The 23607-nt window shown below is 54.7% G+C and carries 21 protein-coding genes; 5 read left to right on the top strand and 16 right to left on the bottom strand.

Annotated elements, in window-relative coordinates; genetic code table 11:
- Positions 1 to 70: 70 nt before the first annotated feature.
- Together yejK and ACIQYF_RS09395 are read left to right on the top strand one after the other, a co-directional pair.
- Complete coding sequence (yejK, locus tag ACIQYF_RS09400; RefSeq protein ID WP_402859951.1) at positions 71 to 1075, top strand: nucleoid-associated protein YejK; 1005 nt, start codon at positions 71 to 73, stop codon at positions 1073 to 1075.
- Positions 1075 to 1425, top strand: a complete 351-nt coding sequence (locus ACIQYF_RS09395) for a glutaredoxin family protein (RefSeq protein WP_402859948.1) — start codon at positions 1075 to 1077, stop codon at positions 1423 to 1425. Before yejK ends, ACIQYF_RS09395 begins: the two co-directional genes overlap by 1 nt.
- Before the next feature lie 26 nt (positions 1426 to 1451).
- Here ACIQYF_RS09395 and ACIQYF_RS09390 read toward each other — a convergent pair whose 3' ends face one another.
- From ACIQYF_RS09390 to ACIQYF_RS09370, 5 genes are read right to left on the bottom strand one after another with little or no spacing between them, the layout of a single operon-like run.
- Positions 1452 to 2387: a glutathione S-transferase family protein gene (locus ACIQYF_RS09390; protein ID WP_402859945.1), complete on the bottom strand. Its 936-nt coding sequence runs from the start codon at positions 2385 to 2387 to the stop codon at positions 1452 to 1454.
- Positions 2388 to 2442: 55 nt separating this feature from the next.
- The gene (locus tag ACIQYF_RS09385) at positions 2443 to 2757 is read right to left on the bottom strand and encodes a GIY-YIG nuclease family protein (protein WP_402859942.1); all 315 of its coding nucleotides are present in this window, start codon (positions 2755 to 2757) and stop codon (positions 2443 to 2445) included.
- Between the two features lie 9 nt (positions 2758 to 2766).
- Entirely contained in the window at positions 2767 to 3237 is a 471-nt protein-coding gene (locus tag ACIQYF_RS09380; RefSeq protein WP_402859939.1) for a nuclear transport factor 2 family protein, read from the bottom strand.
- A gap of 56 nt (positions 3238 to 3293) precedes the next feature.
- On the bottom strand, positions 3294 to 4604 hold the full coding sequence (locus tag ACIQYF_RS09375) for a CynX/NimT family MFS transporter (protein ID WP_402859936.1): 1311 nt from the start codon (positions 4602 to 4604) through the stop codon (positions 3294 to 3296).
- Positions 4594 to 5253 carry a FadR/GntR family transcriptional regulator gene (locus tag ACIQYF_RS09370; RefSeq protein ID WP_402859933.1) on the bottom strand — a complete coding sequence of 220 codons (660 nt, stop codon included), beginning with the start codon at positions 5251 to 5253 and terminating at the stop codon, positions 4594 to 4596. The genes ACIQYF_RS09375 and ACIQYF_RS09370 overlap by 11 nt, the downstream gene beginning before the upstream one ends.
- A gap of 304 nt (positions 5254 to 5557) precedes the next feature.
- Here ACIQYF_RS09370 and ACIQYF_RS09365 point away from each other — a divergent pair, with 304 nt between their 5' ends.
- The gene (locus ACIQYF_RS09365) at positions 5558 to 5728 is read left to right on the top strand and encodes a hypothetical protein (RefSeq protein ID WP_402859930.1); all 171 of its coding nucleotides are present in this window, start codon (positions 5558 to 5560) and stop codon (positions 5726 to 5728) included.
- 54 nt (positions 5729 to 5782) lie between these two features.
- Here ACIQYF_RS09365 and ACIQYF_RS09360 read toward each other — a convergent pair whose 3' ends face one another.
- The 4 genes from ACIQYF_RS09360 to ACIQYF_RS09345 form a co-directional block, all read right to left on the bottom strand.
- Positions 5783 to 6547 carry an amino acid ABC transporter ATP-binding protein gene (locus ACIQYF_RS09360; protein WP_019412133.1) on the bottom strand — a complete coding sequence of 255 codons (765 nt, stop codon included), beginning with the start codon at positions 6545 to 6547 and terminating at the stop codon, positions 5783 to 5785.
- 12 nt (positions 6548 to 6559) lie between these two features.
- Complete coding sequence (locus tag ACIQYF_RS09355; protein WP_402859927.1) at positions 6560 to 7657, bottom strand: amino acid ABC transporter permease; 1098 nt, start codon at positions 7655 to 7657, stop codon at positions 6560 to 6562.
- Positions 7658 to 7667: 10 nt separating this feature from the next.
- Complete coding sequence (locus ACIQYF_RS09350; protein WP_402859924.1) at positions 7668 to 8849, bottom strand: amino acid ABC transporter permease; 1182 nt, start codon at positions 8847 to 8849, stop codon at positions 7668 to 7670.
- A gap of 65 nt (positions 8850 to 8914) precedes the next feature.
- Positions 8915 to 9943, bottom strand: coding sequence for an amino acid ABC transporter substrate-binding protein (locus ACIQYF_RS09345; protein WP_402859921.1), 1029 nt, complete (start codon positions 9941 to 9943; stop codon positions 8915 to 8917).
- A 418-nt stretch (positions 9944 to 10361) separates the two neighbouring features.
- Here ACIQYF_RS09345 and ACIQYF_RS09340 point away from each other — a divergent pair, with 418 nt between their 5' ends.
- Positions 10362 to 11018, top strand: coding sequence for an alpha/beta hydrolase (locus ACIQYF_RS09340; RefSeq protein ID WP_402859918.1), 657 nt, complete (start codon positions 10362 to 10364; stop codon positions 11016 to 11018).
- An 84-nt stretch (positions 11019 to 11102) separates the two neighbouring features.
- Positions 11103 to 12593: an ATP-dependent RNA helicase RhlB gene (gene rhlB, locus ACIQYF_RS09335; RefSeq protein WP_402859915.1), complete on the top strand. Its 1491-nt coding sequence runs from the start codon at positions 11103 to 11105 to the stop codon at positions 12591 to 12593.
- A gap of 183 nt (positions 12594 to 12776) precedes the next feature.
- Here the strand turns inward: rhlB and ACIQYF_RS09330 are convergent, their stop codons facing one another.
- The 7 genes from ACIQYF_RS09330 to ACIQYF_RS09300 all read right to left on the bottom strand — a co-directional run bounded on the left by ACIQYF_RS09330 (position 12777) and on the right by ACIQYF_RS09300 (position 23460).
- Positions 12777 to 13355 (bottom strand): hypothetical protein, encoded by a 579-nt coding sequence (locus ACIQYF_RS09330; RefSeq protein WP_402859912.1) that lies wholly within the window; start codon positions 13353 to 13355, stop codon positions 12777 to 12779.
- A gap of 589 nt (positions 13356 to 13944) precedes the next feature.
- On the bottom strand, positions 13945 to 15006 hold the full coding sequence (locus ACIQYF_RS09325) for a DUF6708 domain-containing protein (protein ID WP_402859909.1): 1062 nt from the start codon (positions 15004 to 15006) through the stop codon (positions 13945 to 13947).
- Complete coding sequence (locus ACIQYF_RS09320) at positions 14999 to 16078, bottom strand: DUF6708 domain-containing protein (RefSeq protein WP_402859906.1); 1080 nt, start codon at positions 16076 to 16078, stop codon at positions 14999 to 15001. The genes ACIQYF_RS09325 and ACIQYF_RS09320 overlap by 8 nt, the downstream gene beginning before the upstream one ends.
- Positions 16071 to 17144, bottom strand: coding sequence for a DUF6708 domain-containing protein (locus ACIQYF_RS09315; protein WP_402859903.1), 1074 nt, complete (start codon positions 17142 to 17144; stop codon positions 16071 to 16073). Before ACIQYF_RS09315 ends, ACIQYF_RS09320 begins: the two co-directional genes overlap by 8 nt.
- Complete coding sequence (locus ACIQYF_RS09310; RefSeq protein ID WP_402859900.1) at positions 17137 to 20541, bottom strand: toxin VasX; 3405 nt, start codon at positions 20539 to 20541, stop codon at positions 17137 to 17139. The genes ACIQYF_RS09315 and ACIQYF_RS09310 overlap by 8 nt, the downstream gene beginning before the upstream one ends.
- Positions 20538 to 21425, bottom strand: a complete 888-nt coding sequence (locus ACIQYF_RS09305; protein ID WP_402859897.1) for a DUF4123 domain-containing protein — start codon at positions 21423 to 21425, stop codon at positions 20538 to 20540. The genes ACIQYF_RS09310 and ACIQYF_RS09305 overlap by 4 nt, the downstream gene beginning before the upstream one ends.
- The gene (locus ACIQYF_RS09300; protein WP_402859894.1) at positions 21412 to 23460 is read right to left on the bottom strand and encodes a type VI secretion system tip protein VgrG; all 2049 of its coding nucleotides are present in this window, start codon (positions 23458 to 23460) and stop codon (positions 21412 to 21414) included. The genes ACIQYF_RS09305 and ACIQYF_RS09300 overlap by 14 nt, the downstream gene beginning before the upstream one ends.
- Positions 23461 to 23607: the final 147 nt, after the last annotated feature.

The raw sequence follows: 23607 nt of genomic DNA, 5'->3' as shown, positions 1-23607 counted from the left end.
GCTCAGGTGCGGTACACTTGGCGCTTTTCCGGGCGCGCGCCCTCCCCGCTCATTATTCGCCGAGAAGCCCATGCCGATCCGTCATTGCATCGTCCACTTGATTGATAAAAAACCCGACGGTACGCCCGCTGTTCTCCACGCACGCGACTCCGAGTTGGCCGAGTCTCAAGCCATCGAGAACATGCTCGCAGACCTGAACGAAAGCTATAACGCCAAACAAGGGAAAGCCTGGGGCTTTTTCCATGCAGAGTCCGGTGCACATCCTTTGAGCGGCTGGCTCAAGGAATACCTGGACGGCGGCACTGATTTCACCGCCTTCAGTCGTGTAGCCGTTGAGCACCTGCAAAAGCTGATGGAAGAATCCAACCTGTCGGTGGGCGGTCACGTGTTATTCGCGCATTACCAGCAAGGCATGACCGACTACCTGGCCATTGCGCTGCTGCATCACAGCGACGGCGTAGCGGTCACCTCGGAACTGGACGTAACGCCTTCGCGCCACCTGGATTTGGGTCAATTGCACCTGGCCGCACGGATCAACCTCTCCGAGTGGCAGAACAACAAGCAATCCAAGCAGTACATTTCGTTTATCAAAGGCAAGAACGGCAAAAAGGTCTCGGAGTACTTCCGCGACTTTATCGGCTGCCAGGAAGGCGTCGACGGCCCCGGCGAAACCCGCACGCTGCTCAAGGCCTTCAGTGACTTTGTTGAAAGCGAAGACCTGCCCGAAGAATCAGCCCGCGAAAAAACCAAGACCTTGGTCGATTACGCCAGCAGTCAGGCCAAGATCGGTGAACCGATGGGTCTGGAAGCGTTGTCCGAGCTGATCGACGAAGAACGCCCTAAAGCGTTTTACGACCACATTCGCAACAAGGACTATGGCCTGTCACCTGAGATCCCGGCTGATAAACGCACCCTGAACCAGTTCCGCCGCTTCACAGGGCGCGCTGAGGGCTTGTCTATCAGCTTTGAAGCGCACTTGCTGGGCTCCAAGGTAGAGTTCGACGAAGAGGCCGGTACGCTTGTCATCAAAGGCCTGCCGACCCAATTGCTCGACCAGCTCAAGCGCAACAAATAATGCTGAACGGCATCCTGAAGAAAGTCTTGTTTGTTCTGGTGGTTGTGGTCGTTTTTCAGAACTGGGGCAAGATCGAGCGGGTGCTTAACCCCTCAGGCGTGGTGTCCGAGCAAACCCGGGCCAGCGCCCGGGTGGTGCTGTATTCCACCCCATGGTGCGGCTACTGCAAGGCCACGCGGCGCTTTCTGGATCAGAAAGGCATTGCCTTCAAGGAATTTGATATCGAGAAGGATCCCGCGGCCCGCCAGGCCTATGAGGCGCTGGGTGGCCGCGGGATTCCGATACTGGACGTGAACGGTACATTGCTCAGGGATTTCAACCCGGATGCGATCTTGGCAGCGTTGAAATAGCTCCAACGGGAGTATTCAGCACCGTGTTACTGACCCACCGCATCCATTCGAAACCCGATACGTGGAAAGTGCACATGCACAGCGGCGACTCGCGGGTCTTTCCGGCGCACGACTATTTCTTCTGCGCCCACGTGCACCAATTCACCTTCCACCGGATCGACACCGTAGTCGGTCGCAGCCACGATCACGCGCTGACCTTGGGCTAACCCGCACTGCTTATCGAATTCAGGTAACTCAACGGGCTCAGCATTTTTGGCCACGTCCAGCGCCTGCTCGCAGGTCATGTCGATCGGTGTGCCCTGACCAAAATCCAGCACCCGTGCCAACCAGGCAGCCACCGCCGGATACGCATCGACCAGCGGCGCCGTTACCGGTGTGGCCTTCAGGAACCACAGCGGGTGGGCCAACGCAAAGTCGGCAATCGAAGGTTCACCAAACAGGTAGTCACCCTGCTCGTGCTGCAATTGCCGCTCAAGTCGCGCCATGATCACTGGCCACTGCAATTTAGCCTGCTCCAGCGGCAAACGGGTCGCACTGCCACCACTGAACAAGCCCGCGCGATCCGCCATGAACGCCTTGACCCCTTCTGGCGGTAATCTGGCAAAACGCACCGCCACCGATTCAGGCTGAAACACCAAACTCACGGCATGCTGAAACACCACCGAGTCAGCCCATGCCGCAAACGCACTGACCACCAGTTCTTTGCCGAGAGGCAACAACACCGGCGCCGATTTTTCTTGCTCCAGACGCTGGGCAATCAACGCTGTATCGCAATAAATGTCCGCCCCCACTTGCAGCACCGGGGTTTTACGATAACCACCGGTCAAGGCCAGCAAATCAGGTTTTGGCATCATCGCCGGGATGTGTACTGAGTGCCATGAAAGCCCTTTGAAGCCCAGCAACAGGCGAGCTTTGTGGGCGAAAGGGGACGTTGCGTAATGATGAAGAATCAACTCAGACATTCAGTAATCCGCCAGACGTATGTGAGCGGGCAGCATAGCGCAATTGAAAGCCCGGTCAGCTCACTTCTAAGCACTGCGCCATCTGGCTTTGCACCAGGCACTCTTTTGCGCTTTTTTTGAGCTTTTTAATCAGCCGTTCCTGACGCAGCGCTTCGCCTTTATCCGGCCAGGACTCGATATACACCAAGGCCACGGCTGGGCTTGAAGCGAAGAAACGCGCGCCCTTTCCGGTTTGATGCTGGGCAAAACGTCGCACCGGGTCAGCGCTGATCCCGCAATACAGCGAGCCATTGGCCGCACGCACCAAATACACAAACCAGGGTTTAGCCACTTGAGCCGTGGCCTCGGAAGATTCGCTAACGCTTGTCACACTTAATCCTTAACGCCCTGCCTGAAAGGCTTTGAGGCCTTTTTTCGCCTGGGCCCGAATGGCGTTTTGCACCAGCGGCGTCCACCCCAGCAATAGGCCCTTGGTGCCCAATGCCTGACGCGACCAGCGCCACAGGTCGAAGTGGTCGTGATGCTCGCATATCTTGCCGTCGCGAAATACAAAGCGGGCCTGAATATCGTTGATCACGACATGACCGGTCTGGCTGAACAAATAGGTCGCAACCCAGTGCGCACTGCCGCGCTGCGTGTCGGCCTGAACCTGATCAAACGTCAGGCTGAAGTCCTTGGCCCGTGACGTCAGCATGCGCCACATATCGGTGACGTCATGCCCACGCAGTTCGCCAAATACCGGATCGCTGAACAGTACGTCGTCGGTGTAACACTCGCCCATGGCGTGCGCATCCAACTGCTGAAAAGCCTGGTAGAAGCGAGTAATCAACGCTTGATGGTCTTGGCTCATGGCGAGTTCCGTACAGTGATTGATCCCTGCACGATAATCCGCAATGAGCCGAAACACTATGCGCTTTGAATCTTCTCGCTCTGCACGTTCACATACAGCGCCCGCCCAGCCCCAAGCCCCGCAACGATGGCACACAGGCCAATCACCGCAAAAATCCAGCCCAGCGCATTCCAACCTCCCGTGACTTCATGCACCACGCCCACGGCCAGCGGCCCCAGCGAGGCCACGGTGTAGCCAATGCCTTGAGCCATGCCCGACAGGTTGGCCGCCACATGGGCATCACGCGAACGCAGCACAATCAAGGTTAACGCCAGACTGAACGTCCCGCCCTGCCCGAGTCCCAACACAATCGCCCAGCCCCACAAGCCGTCCAGCGGGGCATACAGACAACCAAACAGGCCTGCCAACGTCATGCCCATGACCAGCACAATCGCCAGTCGTTGATCTTTGCCGCGCGTCGCCAGCCAGGGCGCACTCAGCGCCGTGATCAACTGAACGATCACCGAACCCGACATCACCAGCCCGGCTTGGGTCGGGGTCAGGCCTCGGCCAATCAGGATTGAAGGCAACCAACCGAAAACGATGTAGGACAACGACGATTGCAGCCCCATGTAGAAGGTCACTTGCCAGGCCAGGGGATCACGCAGCAGGCCACGCACCCGGTAGGCCACGTTGTGCGCGCCTTGTCGCTTGCCCACCTGCGGCAGCCAGAAAATGGCCGCCAGCACGGCAGGTAGCGCCCAGAACCCCAGACCTGATGCCCAGCTGTCCCCCAGGTAATGGCTCAACGGCACCGTTGCGCCCGCCGCCAGTGCCGCCCCCAGGCACAACGCCATGGTATAGACGCCAGTCATGGTGCCGGCATGCCCGGCAAAATCACGCTTGATAATGCCCGGCACCAATACGCCGATCACCCCAATACTGGCACCAGCCAAAATGCTACCGGCAAACAGTCCGACTTCACCCAGGCAACTGCGCAACACAATGCCGCCGCCCAGCGTCAGAAGAATCCCGAGTACCACCCGCTCAGTCCCAAAGCGTCGGGCCAAAATCGGTGCCAAAGGTGCAAACACCCCCAGACACAGCACGGGCAAAGTGGTCAGCAAACCGGCTTGCGCGGCTGACAATCCCAAGCTGTCCGATACCTCGCCGAGTAACGGCGCCACGCTCGACAATGCCGGGCGCAGGTTCAGAGCCACCAGCACCAGCCCCAACAGCAGCAACCAGGGACGCAGCACCACCGGTGGCGTCTGTTGCACCTGCTCGTCATCAACTTCAGCGTCGATCAGCAGTTCTTCCAGTTCATCCAAATGGCGAACAGCTTCGGTCGAGGGAGGGTTCATGGCCTTCTCCGGTTCAAGGTTCATTGATCAACGTCCGGCAAAGCGCCATAGCCCGCTGCGGGTCTTGTTGTTCGACGGCTTCCAGCAATTGGACGTGCAGATCAAACACTTTCTGGCGCCGTGGCTGAACGTCCATGGTGTTGCGCAAATGATGAGTAAAAACACTGGCGCTGTAGCGGTACAACTCGCTCAAGGCCGGGTTGTGCGCGGCATCAATCAACCGCTGATGAAACAGCAAGTCACAGCAAATATAGGTATCGAGTTCGCCATGATAATGCTGGCCGCTGACCTCGAGCGCCTGATGCAGGAGCCGCAAGTCTTCATCGGTGCGGCGCAAGGCTGCCAGGCCAACGGCTTCGACTTCCAGGATATGGCGCATCTCACGACCCTGCTCCAGCGAACAGGATGACAATGCACGCAGCGTGTCCATCGGATCGATACGCCCGCGCAAATAACTGCCATCGCCTTGGCGAATATCAATCAGACCGGCAAACGCCAGCACCCGCATGGCTTCACGCACCGTGTTACGGCTGATGTTCAGTTGCGTGGCCAGCTCTGGCTCGGTCGGCAGACGCTGCCCCACCTCCCACGTACCACTGTTGATGCGGGCGCGCAGTTGCTCAAGGGCCTGATCGACCAGCGAGCGTTTTATCAGCGGAGAAACGTCTGTCATGGAGTTCACCTTTTCATCCAATCATAGGATGAATTTTCCGACATGTTAGTCAGCGCCTTGCGCAAGAGCAATCAACTACAGATTAAAGGGCCAACTCAAGCGACTGACTAAACGCTGAACAAAAAACCCTTAAAGGGTAATTTGATGCGCAGGGGCCAGCCCGTCATTGGCTTCAAGGAAAAGACCGATGAGCAAACAAGATTGCTACACCTGCGGCGCGCCCAGCGCGATGCACCCGTTCAAGGGCGCGATGTGAGTGGGAGTTTCAAACCATTAACCCGCAGCGTGCCTAACCTGGCGGGCCATGAATGCAGCGAATGTACTGATGCGTCTGCTGGGCCGGCACTCGGAACTGGTTGCGCCGTTACAGGCAATCAACGAATGCGCAGACATCAACGCGCTGCTGTTTCTAAAGCAACAACAGCGCGAAAATGCACGCTTACCCCCTGAGCGAGCTCGCCTCGCGAACTTTTGATCTTTAAAAGATCGCGAAACAGCACGTTCCTACACAAAAATGCAGCCTATGACATCAATGCAAAATCTGATTGAGGAACAGTTTGGTCCGGTCATTTTGCGGATTGTCGAAGAAGTCATTCGGTGCGGCTTGCTCGACGATTTCACCCTTGTCCATAAAGATCACGCGGTTAGCCACGGTCCGGGCAAAGCCCATTTCGTGCGTCACGCAGAGCATGGTCATGCCGTCTTCTGCCAAACCGATCATGGTGTCGAGCACTTCTTTGACCATTTCCGGATCAAGCGCTGAGGTCGGTTCGTCAAACAGCATGATTTTGGGTTTCATGCACAGCGCCCGGGCAATCGCCACACGCTGTTGCTGACCACCGGACAACTGCCCCGGAAACTTGTGTGCCTGCTCCGGAATGCGCACGCGCTCCAGATAGTGCATGGCAATTTCTTCGGCCTGGCGCTTGGGCATCTTGCGCACCCACATCGGTGCCAACGTGCAGTTTTGCAGAATGGTCAGATGCGGAAACAGGTTGAAGTGCTGAAACACCATGCCGACTTCGCGGCGCACGGTTTCGATCTGCTTGATGTCGTTGGTCAACTCCACACCATCAACCACAATGCGCCCCTGCTGGTGTTCTTCGAGGCGATTAAGGCAGCGAATAGTGGTCGATTTACCCGAGCCCGAAGGCCCGCACAACACAATCCGCTCGCCTGGCTGCACGTTCAGGTTGATGTCCTTGAGCACGTGGAACTGGCCATACCACTTGTTAACACCCTGCATCTGAATAATGCCTTCAGGGCTAGCTGGCTTTTTGATTGCTTCACTCATGTCCAACTCCTACTAACGCTTGTGGCCAGTGTCCAGCTTGCGCTCCAGATGTATGGAGTAGCGGGACATACCAAAACAGAAAATCCAGAACACCAAGGCCGCGAACACATAACCTTCGGTCGCCATGCCAAGCCAGGTCGGGTCGGCAGCGGCTTGCTTGACGCTGTTGAGCAGGTCGAACAGGCCGATGATGATCACAAGGCTGGTGTCCTTGAACAGGGCAATAAAGGTGTTCACGATGCCGGGGATCACCAGCTTCAAGGCTTGCGGCAAGATCACCAGGCCCATGCTGCGCCAGTAGCCCAGGCCCATCGCGGCAGCCGCTTCGTACTGGCCTTTGGGAATGGCCTGCAAACCGCCGCGCACCACTTCGGCCACATACGCCGACTGGAACAGAATCACCCCGATCAAGGCCCGCAGCAGCTTGTCGAAGTTCATGCCCTCGGGCAGAAACAGCGGCAGCATCACCGACGACATAAACAGCACCGTGATCAACGGTACGCCGCGCCAGAACTCAATGAAGGTTACGCACACCACGCGAATCGCCGGCATGTCCGAACGTCGCCCCAGGGCCAGCAAAATGCCCAGCGGCAATGCACCCGCGATGCCCACGGTGGCAATCACCAGCGTCAGCATCAAGCCGCCCCATTGGCTGGTCGCCACGTTGCTCAGCCCCCAGTAGCCGCCGTGCAACAGGCTGTACGCCAGGATCGGGTACACCACCAAAAAGCTCAGGCCGTAAATCGCCTTGTGCTTGAAGCGCGCGATAAACAACGGCGCAATGCCAATGACTGCCAACCACACGGTCAGGTCGACACGCCAGCGCAGTTCACGCGGGTAATAGCCGTACATGAACTGACCGAAACGTTGTTGGATGAACACCCAGCAAGCGCCGTCCTTGGTGCAGTCGGCCCGGGTACTGCCCACCCAGTTGGCGTCAAAAATCGCCCAACTGAGGAGTGGCGGCACAATCAGCCAAACCAGGTAAAAGGCAAACAGCGTCAGCAGGGTATTGAGCCAACTGGAAAACAGATTGGCCCGCGCCCAGGCGACGATGCCGATGCGGTTACCCGGCGGCGGCATGTCGGGTTTGAAAACATGAGTCGTCATAGTCGCGTCCTCATCGCTCGATCAGCGCAATGCGCGTGTTGTACCAGTTCATCAGCAGCGAAATGCTGATGCTGATAGCCAGGTAAACGCTCATGGTGATGGCGATGACTTCAATCGCTTGCCCGGTCTGGTTCAGTACCGTGCCGGCAAACAGTGAAACCATTTCCGGATACCCGATGCCCGCCGCCAGCGACGAGTTTTTCACCAGGTTGAGGTATTGGCTGGTCAGCGGCGGAATAATCACCCGCAGTGCTTGCGGGATGATGACCTTGCGCAGCGTCGGCCCAGGGCGCAGCCCCAGGGAGCGGGCCGCTTCGGTCTGGCCGTGGCTGACCGACTTGATGCCCGAGCGCACGATTTCGGAAATAAAAGCCGCCGTGTACACCGTCAGTGCAATGGTCAACGCCAGCAGTTCCGGGATCAGCACCCAGCCACCGACAAAGTTGAAGCCCTTGAGCTCAGGCATTTCCCAATGCACCGGCGCGCCAAAAATCAGCACGCATGCTCCAGGAATCACCAGCAGCAAGCCCAACCCGGCCCAGAACTTATGAAACGGTACACCGGTCGCCTCAAAGCGTTTATTGGCCCACCGCGCCATCACCACCACCGCCACAATCGCCAGCACCACACTGATCACAAACGGCCAGAATGCATCGGTGCCAATGGCGGCCGGCATGTTCAGGCCGCGGCTGCTCATATAAAAGGTGTTGGCGAAGTTGTGACTGTTACGCGGCCCCGGCATGGTCAGAAAGACCGCGAAGTACCAGAACAGGATTTGCAGCAGTGGAGGGATATTGCGAAAAATCTCGACATAAACCGTCGCCAGCTTGTTGATCATCCAGTTCGATGAAAGCCGTGCGACACCGATGATGAAACCCAGAATGGTTGCCAGCACGATACCGATGACCGACACCAGCAAAGTGTTCAGTAATCCGATCACAAAGACCCGCGCATAGCTGTCGGATTCGGTGTAATCAATCAAGTGCTGCGCAATACCAAACCCTGCACTGCGTTCAAGAAAGTCAAAACCGGACGTAATGCCTCGGTGTTGCAGGTTGGTCTGAGTATTGTTGAACAGATACCAACCCATAAAGACCACCAACCCGACGGTGATGATCTGAAATAACCACGCACGCACACGTGGATCGCTGAGGCTCAGCCTCTGCTTGGGTGCGCCGACTTTAGTCTGCATGAAGTGCCCCTGAAAAAAGGAATCAAAACTTCACCCGGTGGTTGGCCCACCGGGTGACAGGGCTATCAGCGCACAGGGGGTGCGTATTGAATGCCGCCGTTGTTCCACAGGGCGTTCAGACCACGGTCGATGGCCAGCGGGGTGCTCTTGCCGAGGTTTTTCTCGAAGACTTCGCCGTAGTTACCGACTTGGCTAACGATCTGAACGACCCAGTCCTTAGGCAATTTCAGATCTTTACCGTATTCACCGTCAGCGCCCAGCAAACGGGCAACGTCAGGGTTTTTGCTCGATTTGGCTTCGGCCACTACGTTTTTAGAGGTAATGCCCGCTTCTTCCGCGTTGAGCATGGCGAACAGCGTCCACTTAACGATGCTGAACCAGTCTTCATCGCCCTTGCGCACCACTGGACCCAGCGGTTCTTTAGAGATGGTTTCCGGCAACACCACGTAGTCGTTCGGGTTGGCCAACTTGCTGCGCTGTGCATAAAGCTGCGATTTGTCGGAGGTCAACACATCGCAACGGCCGCTTTCCAGCGACTTGGCGCTTTCATCAGAGGTATCGAAAGTGATTGGTGTGTATTTCAGATTATTCGCGCGGAAGTAGTCCGAGACGTTGAGCTCGGTGGTCGTCCCGGCCTGGATGCAGATGGTCGCACCGTCCAGTTCCTTGGCGCTTTTTACGCCCAGCTTGTTGTTGACCAAAAAGCCAACGCCGTCGTAATACGTCACGCCAGCAAACACCAGGCCCATGCCCGCATCGCGAGAGCTGGTCCAGGTGGTGTTGCGCGACAACACGTCAACTTCGCCCGATTGCAGCGCGGTAAAACGCTCTTTGGCGTTCAACTGGCTGAACTTGACCTTGGTCGCATCGCCAAACACAGCAGCGGCTACGGCGCGGCAAATGTCAGCATCGATCCCCAGAATTTTGCCGTCTTTGTCAGGAACCGAGAAACCCGGTAAGCCATCACTGACGCCACACTGCACAAAACCCTTCTTTTTTACGCCATCCAATGTCGCGCCGGCATGAGCAAAACCTGCAACGCTCAAAACGACGGCTGCGGTGGCCAGGGCCAGGGTGGATTTCAACTGCTTCATTCAAACCTCCAGTGCTGCTTTTTTTGTGTTTGAACAAGACCCGCCGCCCCCTTGTGAGGCACTGTTGACCCGTGTTGGCTTTTTGTTGGGTCAAGCGGCATAAGCCTTGAGCGATAGGTGTATCGCACGACTCTTCAAACCGAAGCGCTCACCTGAGCTGTTGAATTCCTTGTCTAACTTCATCTGTCTGATTTTGCTGTCCCCCATCTGGCCGTTGCCTGTTAGTGTTACCGCCGACGGAGAACCTGCTAACGTCCCTGTCCCCATAGCAAAGCCCGTACCACTGTGACGCGTTAAGCGATTCAGCCTGGTTTTTAGGCAGAAACGTTCAAGCAGGCGACATCTTCTGTAACTTTTAAACAAGCGCGCACCTTTATCGCGCTCACTCTTAGCGCGAACGCCCAACGATGGAGCATCCATGACCGAACCTCTGATCATTCACCCCCCAAAGACCGCAGACGCTTGTGTTATCTGGCTTCACGGCTTGGGCGCCGATCGTTATGACTTCTTGCCGGTGGCTGAAGCGCTGCAAGAGTCCTTAGAGACCACGCGCTTTGTTTTGCCCCAGGCACCGACCCGGCCAGTGACTATTAATGGCGGATATGCCATGCCGAGCTGGTACGACATCCGGGCCATGAGCCCTGCTCGTTCAATCAGTGAGGAGGAGCTGAACCAATCGGCAGACACGGTCATTGAGTTGATCGAAGATCAGAAGAGGGCCGGAATAGACGCGAGTCGAATTTTTCTCGCCGGTTTTTCCCAAGGCGGCGCCGTGGTGTTTCATACCGCCTATCTAAAATGGCAGGGCGCATTGGGTGGCGTACTTGCCCTCTCCACCTACGCCCCAACCTTCAGTAATGAGCTGCAATTGTCCGCCAGCCAACAACGCACGCCCGCGTACTGCCTGCATGGCCAACACGACGATGTCGTTCAAAACTCGATGGGGCGCACGGCGTATGAGCACTTGAAGCGTTTGGGTGTGGACGTTACATGGCAGGAATACCCAATGGGGCACCAAGTGTTACCCGAAGAAATCCGTGACATCGGTACTTGGCTGGCCAAACACCTGAGCTAAAAACGAAACATCCCCCCGTTAACTACGCCGAGCACGCGACTTGCATTACACTGCCCGGCGTACACTCCTTAACCAACTGATGAGATGACCGTGCTTAAAGCACTCAAAAAAATATTCGGTAAAAGCGAGGCTGAGCCGCTCGCGCCAGCGTCCATGACACCTCCCAGCAGCCCCAGCCCGCGAACCGACGCGCAACAGCCTGGCCCTTCTGCTCCTGCGCAAGCCGCGGTGACCACTCCCGCAGCCTCGCCCGCCCCAGAACCTGCGCGTATCGAAAAACCAAAAGCTGCAAAACCACGGCGTGAAGCGGCCCCCAAACCGCCAGTCATTCCCTGGAAACTCGAAGATTTTGTTGTTGAGCCACAAGAAGGCAAAACCCGCTTTCACGATTTCAAGCTCACCCCTGAACTGATGCACGCCATCCAGGACCTGGGTTTCCCGTATTGCACGCCGATTCAGGCACAAGTGCTGGGCTACACCCTGAGCGGACGCGACGCCATTGGCCGTGCCCAAACCGGCACTGGCAAAACCGCTGCGTTCCTGATCTCGATCATCAGCCAACTGACCCAAACCCCGCCGCCCAAAGAACGCTACATGGGCGAGCCGCGGGCACTGATCATCGCGCCAACCCGCGAACTGGTGGTGCAGATCGCCAAAGACGCCGCCGACCTGACCAAGTACACCGACCTCAACGTCATGACGTTTGTGGGCGGCATGGACTTCGACAAACAGCTCAAACACCTGGAAGCGCGTCATTGCGACATTCTGGTGGCCACCCCGGGCCGTCTGCTGGACTTCAACCAACGTGGCGACGTGCACCTGGACATGGTCGAAGTGATGGTGCTCGACGAAGCTGACCGCATGCTCGACATGGGCTTCATCCCGCAAGTGCGTCAGATCATTCGTCAGACCCCGCCAAAAGCCGAGCGTCAAACGCTGCTGTTCTCCGCGACCTTCACTGAAGACGTGATGAACCTGGCCAAACAATGGACCACCGACCCGGCCATCGTTGAAATCGAAGCCCAGAACGTCGCCAACGAACTGGTGGAGCAACACGTGTATGCGGTCGCCGGTGCTGACAAATACAAATTGCTGTTCAACCTGGTGAACGACAACGGCTGGGAACGCGTCATCGTGTTCGCCAACCGCAAAGATGAAGTACGCCGCATCGAAGAGCGCCTGGTACGAGACGGCATCAACGCCGCCCAACTGTCAGGCGACGTACCGCAGCACAAGCGCATCAAAACCCTCGAAGGCTTCCGCGAAGGCAAGATCCGGGTCCTGGTCGCCACCGACGTTGCAGGGCGCGGCATCCACATCGACGGCATCAGCCATGTGATCAACTTCACCTTGCCCGAAGTGCCGGATGACTATGTGCACCGCATTGGCCGTACAGGCCGCGCGGGCGCAAGTGGCGTGTCCATCAGCTTTGCCGGTGAAGACGACTCGTACCAGTTGCCGTCAATTGAAGCAATGCTGGGCCGTAAAATCAGCTGCGAAACACCGCCGACTGAACTGCTGCGCCCTGTAGTAAGGGCGGTGCGCAAGCCGTTTGATTCGACTGAGACTGTTTAATGTTGAAGGGCCCTGCGGCCCTTATCGCAGCCTTCGGCAGCGACTACAAAAACCTGTAGCGTTGCCGAGTTCCGCGAGACTAAGTCCGATTGCAAAGCAATCAGAAAGCCGGATCTAACTGAAAGATCCGGATAGCCAATATTAGAAACAGATCGTGTTACTGTCCGAAATACAGTGAGCCACTCAGACTTGTACAGCAAATGTACCTAAAGTAACAAAGACCCAATAGAGACCGCCGAGAATTACCCAGATCATGTTCGCCGCTGTCATTTCACTATTGCCACGCCCTTGCGGATCATTGGTTAATTGATTAACCACACGCTGAACATCCACAAACAAATAGGCACCTACGGCAATAACGATCACACCCGCCACTAATGCAACCATACTATCGGCTGGCTCATTTAGAATAAAACCTAACGCCCACGACACCAACACAAGCGAAAAAATCAACAGCCCTCTAATTTCAGAAGACCAATGACATTGATCCCCTTTAACACGCGACGCAGCCTTAATTCGCGCAAGCAGTGAAAAAATAAAAAACGGCCAAAATATCCCACGCATGACCGGCATAATACCTGTTTGAGACATACAACTATAAAACTTCCAGTTCCGATACGACCAATACATCATATACCCACCAAGGGTCATCACATACAGCAGTAAAAATTTGGTGATCGAGACCCCATACAGCTCTTCACCTCCAGCCGATGACGCGCCTTTGTCCAATTGATATTTTCCATTCTCGCTTACAGGTTCCATACAATTCCCACGTCCTAATTTAAGCCAGCGAGTAAATACGAACCAAACAAGTAAAAATGCAGTCTCCGTCCTGACGAAACGTAGGACGATTCTATAAACACACCGAATACTCTCCAGCCTCTGACCCAAAGCGTCCTACACTTTCAAACACTGTCCAACCTGACCTCAAAAACTTTTCCTCCTTCGTAGCTCACCTTTACACACCCAATCAAAAAAACACTGACTAATAGAACAACCCATCCTGCCAAATAGTTAACCCATTCAAATATGGCACCAATCACTAACAACCCAGCCAATCCGCACACCACCAAAAAAGTCCAAATTAATGCGTGCCTGGCAAGTGCATACTTTATCTTTCTACTCTCGCCAACCGTGGAACGCAGGCTGCTCTTACACTTAGCACACGACAAATACTCACCATCCAATACCTTATAAACCTCTATAAACGTGGATGACCAAATAAGCCCGCAGCACCCACAAGTAAAATCTATAAATTTGCAAGCGCCCTCAATCAACTCCGACGAACTTTCATCCATAACGACCTCTTATTTATTAAATACTTACATTTTATTTAGGTAGGCGGGCAGCACTAAGGAGACTCAGTGCCCGCGGCGATTTCTGGCTCAGAAAATTTGACCTTGTAATAATCAAACAAACTTTGACCTTTACTCAAAGCCTGACGCAGTTCAGCGCTTTGTTGCAGCAGTTCGGCACTGGGTTTGGCGTGCTGCTCGGCGGGCAAGGGTTTTGACCATTCACGGATAGCGTCTGGAAAAGCGGCTTTCGGGCGGGTATAAACCCATTCCGAAAACCGGCAGGGCAAGGTCCAGCCGCTGCAAAACTGAATGGTTAAAAAGCCAAACGCATACACCGGCCAGGAATGCATTTCCCGGTAGACACCCCGGCACATATGAAAGTACGCCACGGTGCCTTCCTGAAACTCTTCGTCGATCAATAAAGGGGTTGGCAAGGCCAGCGGCCCTTCCTCCATATACACCCGCAACGCCTCCCACTCGCTGACCGCCAAACTTAAGTGGCCCACGTTGAGGGTCAACCACACAACGTCACCACTGCGACTGTCGCGCAGCCCTATCATCAGCGAATAGTTGTTCATAACAGCGTATTGATTAACTACAGTGCCTGCCGTGACACAAGCAATGACTTCCTCCCAAGGAACTATTAATGCAGGTTCACCTTTTTTGCGAACATAGGCCACTTCGCGACGTTGGCGGTTAAAACGTACGGGAGGGATGGAAGTTATTTGATGGATGCCTTGGTATAAAAAATACAAACTTATTAATATGAAACAACCAATAACCATCCAGATTGGCCATGTAGTAAAAAAAACCCACCATCCCTCAAGAAAATATTCTTTATGACGGCGTCCCCACGCAGCGACTCCTGAGACCAGAAAAAAGAGAATTATTAAGAACGCATTCGATCCAATAGACGCCCTTACAGCAAACTCCAAACCGCTGACACCATGAGCAAAATCCAAGAACACATCATTTACCTCACGATGCATTCGCTGACCTGTAAAAGCGGCTACCCCCGTCGGTAACGGTTTAGGTGAAAGATAAAAAGCCTCTGTGCCGTTTTCAATCTCAACATCGCCGGCATGAGGTAAGCGGTTGTACTTGGGATCATTCATTTAAATCATCCGCTTGATCATCTGAGGATTCAGGCTCAGAAAATTTGACCTTGTAATAATCAAACAAACTTTGACCTTTACTCAAAGCCTGACGCAGTTCAGCGCTTTGTTGCAGCAGTTCGGCACTGGGTTTGGCGTGCTGCTCGGCGGGCAAGGGTTTTGACCATTCACGGATAGCGTCTGGAAAAGCGGCTTTCGGGCGGGTATAAACCCATTCCGAAAACCGGCAGGGCAAGGTCCAGCCGCTGCAAAACTGAATGGTTAAAAAGCCAAACGCATACACCGGCCAGGAATGCATTTCCCGGTAGACACCCCGGCACATATGAAAGTACGCCACAGTGCCTTCCTGAAACTCTTCGTCGATCAATAATGGGGTTGGCAAGGCCAGTGGCCCTTCCTCCATATACACCCGCAACGCCTCCCACTCGCTGACCGCCAAACTTAAATGGCCCACGTTAAGGGTCAACCACACAACGTCACCACTGCGACTGTCGCGCAGCCCTATCATCAGCGAATAGCTGTTCATAACGGCGTATGGGTTAACTACAGTGCCTGCCGTGACACAAGCAATGACTTCCTCCCAAGGGACTATTAACGCAGGTTCACCTTTTTTGCGAACATAGGCCACTTCGCGGCGCTGGCGGTTAAAACGTACGGGAGGGACGGAAGTTATTTGATGGATGCTTTTATATAGGGGTATTCCTGCAACAAGTATGTGCACGACAGTAAAAACCCACAAATAATAATTAGGAATCACAAGAGTCAGTAAAATCTCAAAAACTGGCGAGCCATGTTCAATATAATCATGAACCCCTAAGCCAAACCCTACCAATAGAAAAAAAATAATCATTCCCAATACAGATCCAACAGATGCCCTAACCGCAAATTCTAAGCCGCTAACACCATGTGCAAAATCCAAAAAAACATCATTAACCTCCCGATGCATCTGTTGCCCGCTAAAAGCGAACGTTCCTGTAGGTAAAGGTCTGGGGGCAAGATAAAATGCCTCTGTGCCGTTTTCAATCTCAACATCGCCGGCATGAGGTAAGCGGTTGTACTTGGGATCATTCATTTAAATCATCCGCTTGATCATCTGAGGATTCAGGCTCAGAAAATTTGACCTTGTAATAATCAAACAAACTTTGACCTTTACTCAAAGCCTGACGCAGTTCAGCGCTTTGTTGCAGCAGTTCGGCACTGGGTTTGGCGTGCTGTTCAGCGGGCAAGGGTTTTGACCATTCACGGATAGCGTCTGGAAAAGCGGCTTTCGGGCGGGTATAAACCCATTCAGAAAACCGGCAGGGCAAGGTCCAGCCGCTGCAAAACTGAATGGTTAAAAAGCCAAACGCATACACCGGCCAGGAATGCATTTCCCGGTAGACACCCCGGCACATATGAAAGTACGCCACGGTGCCTTCCTGAAACTCTTCGTCGATCAATAAAGGGGTTGGCAAGGCCAGTGGCCCTTCCTCCATATACACCCGCAACGCCTCCCACTCGCTGACCGCCAAACTTAAATGGCCCACGTTGAGGGTCAACCACACAACGTCACCACTGCGATTGTCGCGCAGCCCTATCATCAGCGAATAGTTGTTCATAACGGCGTATGGGTTAATTACAGTGCCAGCCGTGACACAAGCAATGACTTCCTCCCAAGGGACTATTAACGCAGGCTCACCTTTTTTGCGAACATAGGCCACTTCGCGGCGTTGGCGGTTAAAACGTACGGGAGGGACGGAAGTTATTTGATGGATGCTTTTATATAGGGGTATTCCAGCAATAAGTATGTGCACGGCAGTAAAACCCCACAAAATGGGGTTCTGCATATTCTCAAAAAAGTTACTCCAAAATGGCCAACCATAATAAAAAGATGTACCTGCCGCAAATAAATTAAGTAAGGCAAAGAAAATAGCCATGAACACAATAGACCCTACCGAGGCTCGTACAGCGAATTCCAAACCGCTAACACCATGGGCAAAATCCAAGAACACATCATTTACCTCACGATGCATACGTTGTCCACTAAACGCGGCAACCCCAGTCGGTAAAGGTCGGGGTGAAAAATAGAATGCCTCCGTGCCACTTTCTATCTCAAAATCTCCAGCATGAGGTAATCGGTTGTACTTGAGATCATTCATTTAAATTTTCCGACCTCAACTCATACCCATCCATACTGCCAATATGTGCAACACCCTCCACACCTTTGATCGGTAAATTAATACTTCCCACATCCAAAGGAATACGGTAGTGCAGAAACAACTCCTCAGATTTAAGTGGGCGAACTGCCAGCTCGGGCTGTACCGAGATACGCATCAACATTAATGCCTGTGTACCACACCAGTCATAGGGTAAATCTAGCTGCAAGGTAAGAGGGGTACTCCCAACAAGACGCAAGCTATTAAGTAACTTCTCGCCAACATCGATAATAGCGGCGGCGCTATCACGCTTAAGCTGTGCTGTAAATCTAATCGGATGTTCAGCCAAACGCTGCATATTCATACCTGGAACACTCAACACAAAAGACCGGAACCTATCCAAACTATCAGAAGGTTGAGTGATGCCTTCATCAGTGATTACAGGACGCAGCGTTGCCTCTGCCAAATATTGAGCATGTAGCGGCCAATCCCATCCTTGCTCATCATTCCCCCAGCAACAATTAATTAACCAACGCTGATGACCTTCAAGTTTGTAGTAGTTATAAATGGCCTCCCCACCTAGGCTCAAGGCCATAAAACCCAAGCCCCACGGTGTCAGCATTGCGGAGTAACTCAAAAAACGAGCCCCCCGCACAGCCCAGGCTGTATTTAACGCCCGCGCACCTTTATCAAGTGACTCAAAAACAAAACGCAACTCCGCAACCATATTAATCCAAGCCACGCCTACGACTGCGGTATTACTTGTATCACCCGCCAGAGCTATAAATGCACCAGCCTTTTCTCCCGTATTCCCAGTACGGATGGCTGTCACCCACTTATTGATATTACTTAACGACGTACCTACCGCCCCGACAAAAGCCAAAGGAGCAATAAGCACCCCAAGCCCCAGCCCTAATTTCCCAAGTTTTACAGCCAGCAGCATTCCATTGGCATTCTCACTACTCAGTTGAACAACCTTAAAAGCTTTATCCACGAGAGAAATATGCACGCTCTGATAAACAGATAATACAGACGAAGCAGCACCTCCTATAGCACCAAAAAAAATAACTCGTTCTTTAAATCCAACTGTACCTTCTGCCGTAAGTCGGTCCCACTCCCTCCAAGCCTCCCCCAAAGTCTGCGCCTGCCACAACATTAACGCTAACGGCAGCAACCCTCCCTTAAATGCGGTAAAACCCGCACGCCCCTCTCCATATCCACCCCTAACGCCAGAACGTAAACGGTCTATCTCTTCATTCAAATAAGCGTGTTGCTGCGGATCAAGCTTAAGTTCTACCCCAATAAACCCAGCCGACTCACTATTCGTAACTGTGATACTGCTTTGAATCTTCTTGACCAATTCCCAACGCTCTTTTTGGGTATTCATCTGCAACTGGTGAAAGCGATCAGCGTCATACCTGGCCATCTGCCGCTGCTCGTCACTGAGCATGCGGCGCTTACTATCCTTAAGTGACACTTTGGCGTTGTGCTTGTAAGTGTCTTCGTTCTTCAGCAGCACATTCAGATTCGCGATGCGGGTGCTGAATCGCTGTATGTCCTGTGCACTGGCCACTCGCAAGAGTGCACCTTCCTGCTCGAGCGCAATCAACCCCGCCAAACGATGCGCCCGATTGCTGTAGGTGTTGAGTTCATTCAACTGATTTTTGAGAGTGGGGTTATTGAGAGACGCTTGCAGTTTTACCAGCCATTGCTCTGTGCGCAGGGCTGCCGCTGGGGAGTAAGCGGCTTGCACCAATTGACTGTTAATCATCCCCTGTGGGCTCAGCGCAAGGCTGTTTGCCCAATGCCGCCCCAGCAGTTTTTGCACCTCGATCAAGCGCCCTTGCGCAGTGGCAATATTTTCCTGCGCGCTGTGCCTTTCATCCAGCCACTTGATGACATCAGGTGCTTTGCTATTGATAAACGTCCAGTCCAGCCGACTGCCAAACGCCGGCAAGATGTAATACGGGTGCGCGTGAAAGTACTCACCCACTGCTTCCAGACTTTCATCGGTGCGACACAGGTCGCGTACGCAGTTGTGTTCAGCGACCAGTGCGGCCTGAAGTTGGTCTTCACGCTGGGGATCGAAGTACCACAGGCTGCGATGGAGTTCGCCTGTGGTAAACAACTGTGTGCGATCCGTTGTGATGCGATCCAAACGCGCAGTCCAGCGTTTGATATGCACGCGCTCAGCTTCTAGGTAGGCGGTCATTTCCTGATGCCGCACCAAATCATGAATACCGCGCGAACCTAAGCCTCGGCCTTGCAGGGCTGCATCACCTTGGTCTTGCAAAACTTCGATGTCGTCTTCCAATTCGTCATACAGCGGCTCGCCGAGCGCTTGGTGCATCGCTTGCTTTTTATCGTTCATCGACTGTCGGGCAAACCGGTTCTTGGCGTCGAAGCCTTGACCTGGGTAGGAGGCTTTTTCCGGACTAGCACTGCTTGGCATGCCTTTAAGCGTATTACGCGCATTCAAGTAGTCGTAGATTGCCTCACGCTGCTGCTCTGTGGTTTTTTCAAACAGCTTGGGGCTAACCCCCGCACTCGGCGCACTTTGGTCGTTAAGCACCATCAGGGTTTCGATGTAGCTGCCCACCAGGTATTTGAGTTCCTGCTTTTCCTTGGCGACCCACTCATCGATCCAGCCCACGACCGTGTCTTGTTCCTGGGCTAGATCGCGCATCACACCTAACGTGTCGTTAAACACCAGATACAAATGGTCGTGTTCATAGGCGGCCAGCATTTGGCGTTTTACCGCCGCCATGTGGGTCTTTTGGAACTGCGGCTGGTCTTCCCACGCGTAGTCCTGGCTTTCTTGCGGGTGCATGCCCTCGATTGATACTTCGCTTGTAGAGGGCTCGGCGACTTCGGCCAACCACTGTTTGGCTTGAGCTTCGGTGAGCAGATGCGCTGCGCCTTTGATGCAATCAGCCTTGCTCAGGTCGACGACTTGCATAAAGTGATCACGTTCAGCGCGGCTGCCCAGCATTTGTGAGCATTTGACAGCCGTCCATTGCACTTCGCTGTAGGCAATGTGCAAGGTAGTCAAACGCGAGAACAGCAAGGCCTTTTGTGTGCCCATGCCTTGACGCTGATCCTGACTGGCCTCGTTGCCCTCCCATACATACTGAGAAACTTCGCCGTTCTGGACGCGGTATTCATGCAAATAGCCACTGGTGTTGTCGATCACATACAACCAGCCGTCCCGCAGCTGACGAATGCCCAGTGGGCGCGAGGTGGGTTGATAAGGCATGGCGAACGCGGCCGATGGATCAAGCCGTTCGACCAACCCATAACGCAGCGGTAGCAGTTGCACCTTGGTTTTGCGTAGCGGACAAACGCCCAAGGCTGACTTGGCGTCGCTACGGCTCAGATCAATGTGGTTTGGATTGCTCATACTCGATTCCCCTTGAACCCGGCACTGCGCGAGTACGCCAGTTCGGCAGCTTTTTCGATGCGCTGTGAAGGCGTGAGCGTTGAGGGCTGATTGATCAAGGCGGCGATGTCGGCGTGCTGCAGCAGCACGTCGTCGCCTAATAACAGGAACACATTGGTGTAGAGACAAATGTCCTGATTGCTGGTGAAACCGCAGGCGTAAGCCTTATCGGCGCGCTCTCGCATCCACTGCCAGCGGGCCTCGATTGAGCATTGCGCTCCATAAACTGGGAATTTCTCTCGCACATGACTTTCCAGCACCTTGAGGGTGCTGCGAAAACTCACTGCGTCGAGCATGACTTGCTGTGCTTCGCACACGGCATACGGCTGGTTGGGCAATGGATGCAGCACGTCGCTAGGGCGGGTGTGGTGTTGCCAGATGTTGTTGATCACATCGGGCAGTACCACGTGGTCCATTGGGCCAAATACCTCAGGCTTTTGCGTGCCCCTGGCATGGCTCAAAACGGCATGCATCACTGCGGGGTCGGCCACTCGCAACCATACTTTCTGCCCTTGTGGCTGGTATTGCGCGTTGAGTAACGCGCGCAAGTGAGCCATGACCTCGAAAGAACTCGCCTCACTGAAAATCAAATAGCCCCATTCCTTAGCGGCATGGGCGAAGTAATGGCTAAGGCCTGGGGTATTGCGCCCATTAAGCGTGATCAGGCAAGGCGATACTTCGCTGCAAGATGCCAGCGGTGTGTTGGCATAGAGCAGTTGTAGATCGGGCGTGCCAAACCACTCATAGGCTTGAGCCAGCAGATTTTTCACGCTCACACCGTCGAGCAGTAAATAAGCCTGACGCTGCCAGGGCAGGTCATTGGGCAGCGTTTCAAACGTCAGCATGTGCACCTTCCTGATGGCCTGTTTGTACGAGCGCTTCGCACTGCGGGCACGAGGGCTTGCCCTCGATCAAAGCCAGCATTTGGGTTGAAGGCTGCATCGGTAAGCTCTGCATTGACGCCACTTCCCCCGGCAACAACGGCACCGCTGGCATCCCCGGCAACGGCACGCCGCCGAGCAGGATCGGGCAACTGGCGTAGATCCCGGCCGCGCCAATGAGCAGGTGTTGCCCGCCCGCCATCAGGGTGATGTTGGCCCCGGCTTGCACCACCACCCGCGCGCCCGCTTTGAGGTGGACTTGCATTCCCGCTTCGGCTATTAGCGCGCCGCCAACCAGGGTGTGGCTGCTGACGGCCACGGCCAGGTGGTCGTTGGCGTTGAGTTGGACTTTGCGGTCCAGGCTGACGGTGCGTTGTTCTTGAGCTTTGAGCACTGAGACGCTGTTACCGGTGATGGTTTCTTCGCGTTTGCCATCGACTTGCAAGCGGCTGTCGTTTTTGATGTGTTGCGCCAGGTCGCGCTGGGCGTGGAGGTAGATCTGCTCCTGGCCTTTGCGGTCTTCGATGCGCAGTTCGTTGTAGCCGCTGGCGCCGGGCGTGCTGCGGCTGCGCAATACGCTCTGGGTTTTGTTGGCCGGCAGTTTGAGGGGGGTCGGGTTAAGGCTGTTGGCCAGGCAACCGCAGATGACGGGTTGGTCCGGGTCGCCATTGAGGTAGGCCACCAGCACTTCCATGCCCACACGGGGGATGGTCACGCCTCCATGGCTGTCGCCCGCCCAACTCGATGAAACGCGTAGCCAGCAACTGCTCTGGTCGTCATTAAAGGCGCTGCGGTCCCAATGAAATTTAACCCGGACCCGGCCGTACTCATCGCAATGGATTTCTTCACCTGCGGGCCCGGTGACGCGGGCAGTTTGGCTGCCGAGGACGCGCGGTTTGGCGAAGACCTCTTGCGGGCGGTAGGTCACGTCTTCAGGAATTGCATGAAAAGTGTTGCGATAGCCTTGGCTAAAACCACCTCCATCGGGCGTTTGCGCGCTCTGGCCCTGCTCTTCGAGCACTTGGGGCTGTTTGCCTTCGTGGGTGACTTCTGTCAGTAACCAGCCCGTGTTGAATGCCGCGTTGGCATGCTCGGTCATTGGCAAAAAGTGCCCACTGCTCAGGGTCGGCTGATCGCTGTAACCCTTGGCCTGGCGGTAGCCGGCTTGGTGGTGCTCCAGCGCGCGCTGGCTTTGCTGCTGACCATGAGCGGTTTCGGTAAAGAGGCCGGGGTAGGTGTAGCTTTCGAGTGCGCGCTCATTGAGGTCTGAGCGGCTCTCGGCTTCCAGCGTGCGGCTGGCTTTTTGAAAGTCATAATCGCGGCGAGCCGTGCGATTGGTCCGCGCTTGCAGACGCAGTTCAAAGCGGTTGATCGACGGCTCTCCGGCCACCATGCCTGCACCTTGCACGTAGGGTGTCGGGCGCTTGAGCGAGGTAAACGCTTGCTGCTTATCGCCGAACACCAAGTGGTGGCCGTCAGGCGAATGCCGAAAGTAGTAGTGGAAACCCTCTTCAAAACACAGGCGCTGGATAAAGCGCAAATCAGACTCGCCGTACTGCACGCAATATTCGCGTGGCGTGTAAGACGAGAACGAGTTGAAGGTGTAGGCATTGCTGAGGATGCCGTGCTCTTGCAGTATTTCTTCGATGATTTGTTGCACCGTCAGGCGCTGGAAAATGCGGTGGTTGGTGCGATGGGCCAAATAGGCCAACTGCGGCTCCAGCGTCAGACGGTAATGAGTCAGACGCGCGCCGGGGCTGCTGAGGCCAATGCTGGAGATCTGCCCGTGGACGCCATTGCCCTGCGTATCGAATGCCAGGAAAGCGGGCTGGTGCAGCAGCGCTTCCAGGTCGAGATCAGAGCGCTTGCTGACCAGTTCAAGGTCAAAGGTAAAGGGCCTGCTGATGGCTTCATTGCCGGTAAACGCCAGCACCCGAAGGTCTTGATTGGCACCGTTGATGGAGAGGCTAAAGTGGTTGTGACGGGCCAATGTGGACATCCGTGAATCCTCCCTGAAGTAAAGGAAGGAACGCTAACGGATGAACAGGAATCGACGCTGTAGGAGGCTTCTGAAAGAGATCAGGGAAATGTATCGGTTTGTGCTTTGTCGTTTAAAAGCAGGGTCGCTGCGCCCCCCCATCGCAGC

It is taken from the genome of Pseudomonas sp. NPDC096917 (assembly GCF_044762555.1).
Taxonomy (GTDB): domain Bacteria; phylum Pseudomonadota; class Gammaproteobacteria; order Pseudomonadales; family Pseudomonadaceae; genus Aquipseudomonas.
This window is presented reverse-complemented; position numbering and strand designations above follow the sequence as displayed.

Excerpts from the sequence above, each read along its gene's own strand:
- yejK (WP_402859951.1), top strand. The coding sequence starts at position 71 with ATGCCGATCCGTCATTGCATCGTCCACTTGATTGATAAAAAACCCGAC.
- ACIQYF_RS09395 (WP_402859948.1), top strand. The coding sequence starts at position 1,075 with ATGCTGAACGGCATCCTGAAGAAAGTCTTGTTTGTTCTGGTGGTTGTG.
- ACIQYF_RS09390 (WP_402859945.1), bottom strand. The coding sequence starts at position 2,387 with ATGTCTGAGTTGATTCTTCATCATTACGCAACGTCCCCTTTCGCCCAC.
- ACIQYF_RS09380 (WP_402859939.1), bottom strand. The coding sequence starts at position 3,237 with ATGAGCCAAGACCATCAAGCGTTGATTACTCGCTTCTACCAGGCTTTT.
- ACIQYF_RS09375 (WP_402859936.1), bottom strand. The coding sequence starts at position 4,604 with ATGAACCTTGAACCGGAGAAGGCCATGAACCCTCCCTCGACCGAAGCT.
- ACIQYF_RS09370 (WP_402859933.1), bottom strand. The coding sequence starts at position 5,253 with ATGACAGACGTTTCTCCGCTGATAAAACGCTCGCTGGTCGATCAGGCC.
- ACIQYF_RS09365 (WP_402859930.1), top strand. The coding sequence starts at position 5,558 with ATGAATGCAGCGAATGTACTGATGCGTCTGCTGGGCCGGCACTCGGAA.
- ACIQYF_RS09360 (WP_019412133.1), bottom strand. The coding sequence starts at position 6,547 with ATGAGTGAAGCAATCAAAAAGCCAGCTAGCCCTGAAGGCATTATTCAG.
- ACIQYF_RS09355 (WP_402859927.1), bottom strand. The coding sequence starts at position 7,657 with ATGACGACTCATGTTTTCAAACCCGACATGCCGCCGCCGGGTAACCGC.
- ACIQYF_RS09350 (WP_402859924.1), bottom strand. The coding sequence starts at position 8,849 with ATGCAGACTAAAGTCGGCGCACCCAAGCAGAGGCTGAGCCTCAGCGAT.
- ACIQYF_RS09345 (WP_402859921.1), bottom strand. The coding sequence starts at position 9,943 with ATGAAGCAGTTGAAATCCACCCTGGCCCTGGCCACCGCAGCCGTCGTT.
- ACIQYF_RS09340 (WP_402859918.1), top strand. The coding sequence starts at position 10,362 with ATGACCGAACCTCTGATCATTCACCCCCCAAAGACCGCAGACGCTTGT.
- rhlB (WP_402859915.1), top strand. The coding sequence starts at position 11,103 with ATGACCGTGCTTAAAGCACTCAAAAAAATATTCGGTAAAAGCGAGGCT.
- ACIQYF_RS09330 (WP_402859912.1), bottom strand. The coding sequence starts at position 13,355 with ATGGAACCTGTAAGCGAGAATGGAAAATATCAATTGGACAAAGGCGCG.
- ACIQYF_RS09325 (WP_402859909.1), bottom strand. The coding sequence starts at position 15,006 with ATGAATGATCCCAAGTACAACCGCTTACCTCATGCCGGCGATGTTGAG.
- ACIQYF_RS09320 (WP_402859906.1), bottom strand. The coding sequence starts at position 16,078 with ATGAATGATCCCAAGTACAACCGCTTACCTCATGCCGGCGATGTTGAG.
- ACIQYF_RS09315 (WP_402859903.1), bottom strand. The coding sequence starts at position 17,144 with ATGAATGATCTCAAGTACAACCGATTACCTCATGCTGGAGATTTTGAG.
- ACIQYF_RS09310 (WP_402859900.1), bottom strand. The coding sequence starts at position 20,541 with ATGAGCAATCCAAACCACATTGATCTGAGCCGTAGCGACGCCAAGTCA.
- ACIQYF_RS09305 (WP_402859897.1), bottom strand. The coding sequence starts at position 21,425 with ATGCTGACGTTTGAAACGCTGCCCAATGACCTGCCCTGGCAGCGTCAG.
- ACIQYF_RS09300 (WP_402859894.1), bottom strand. The coding sequence starts at position 23,460 with ATGTCCACATTGGCCCGTCACAACCACTTTAGCCTCTCCATCAACGGT.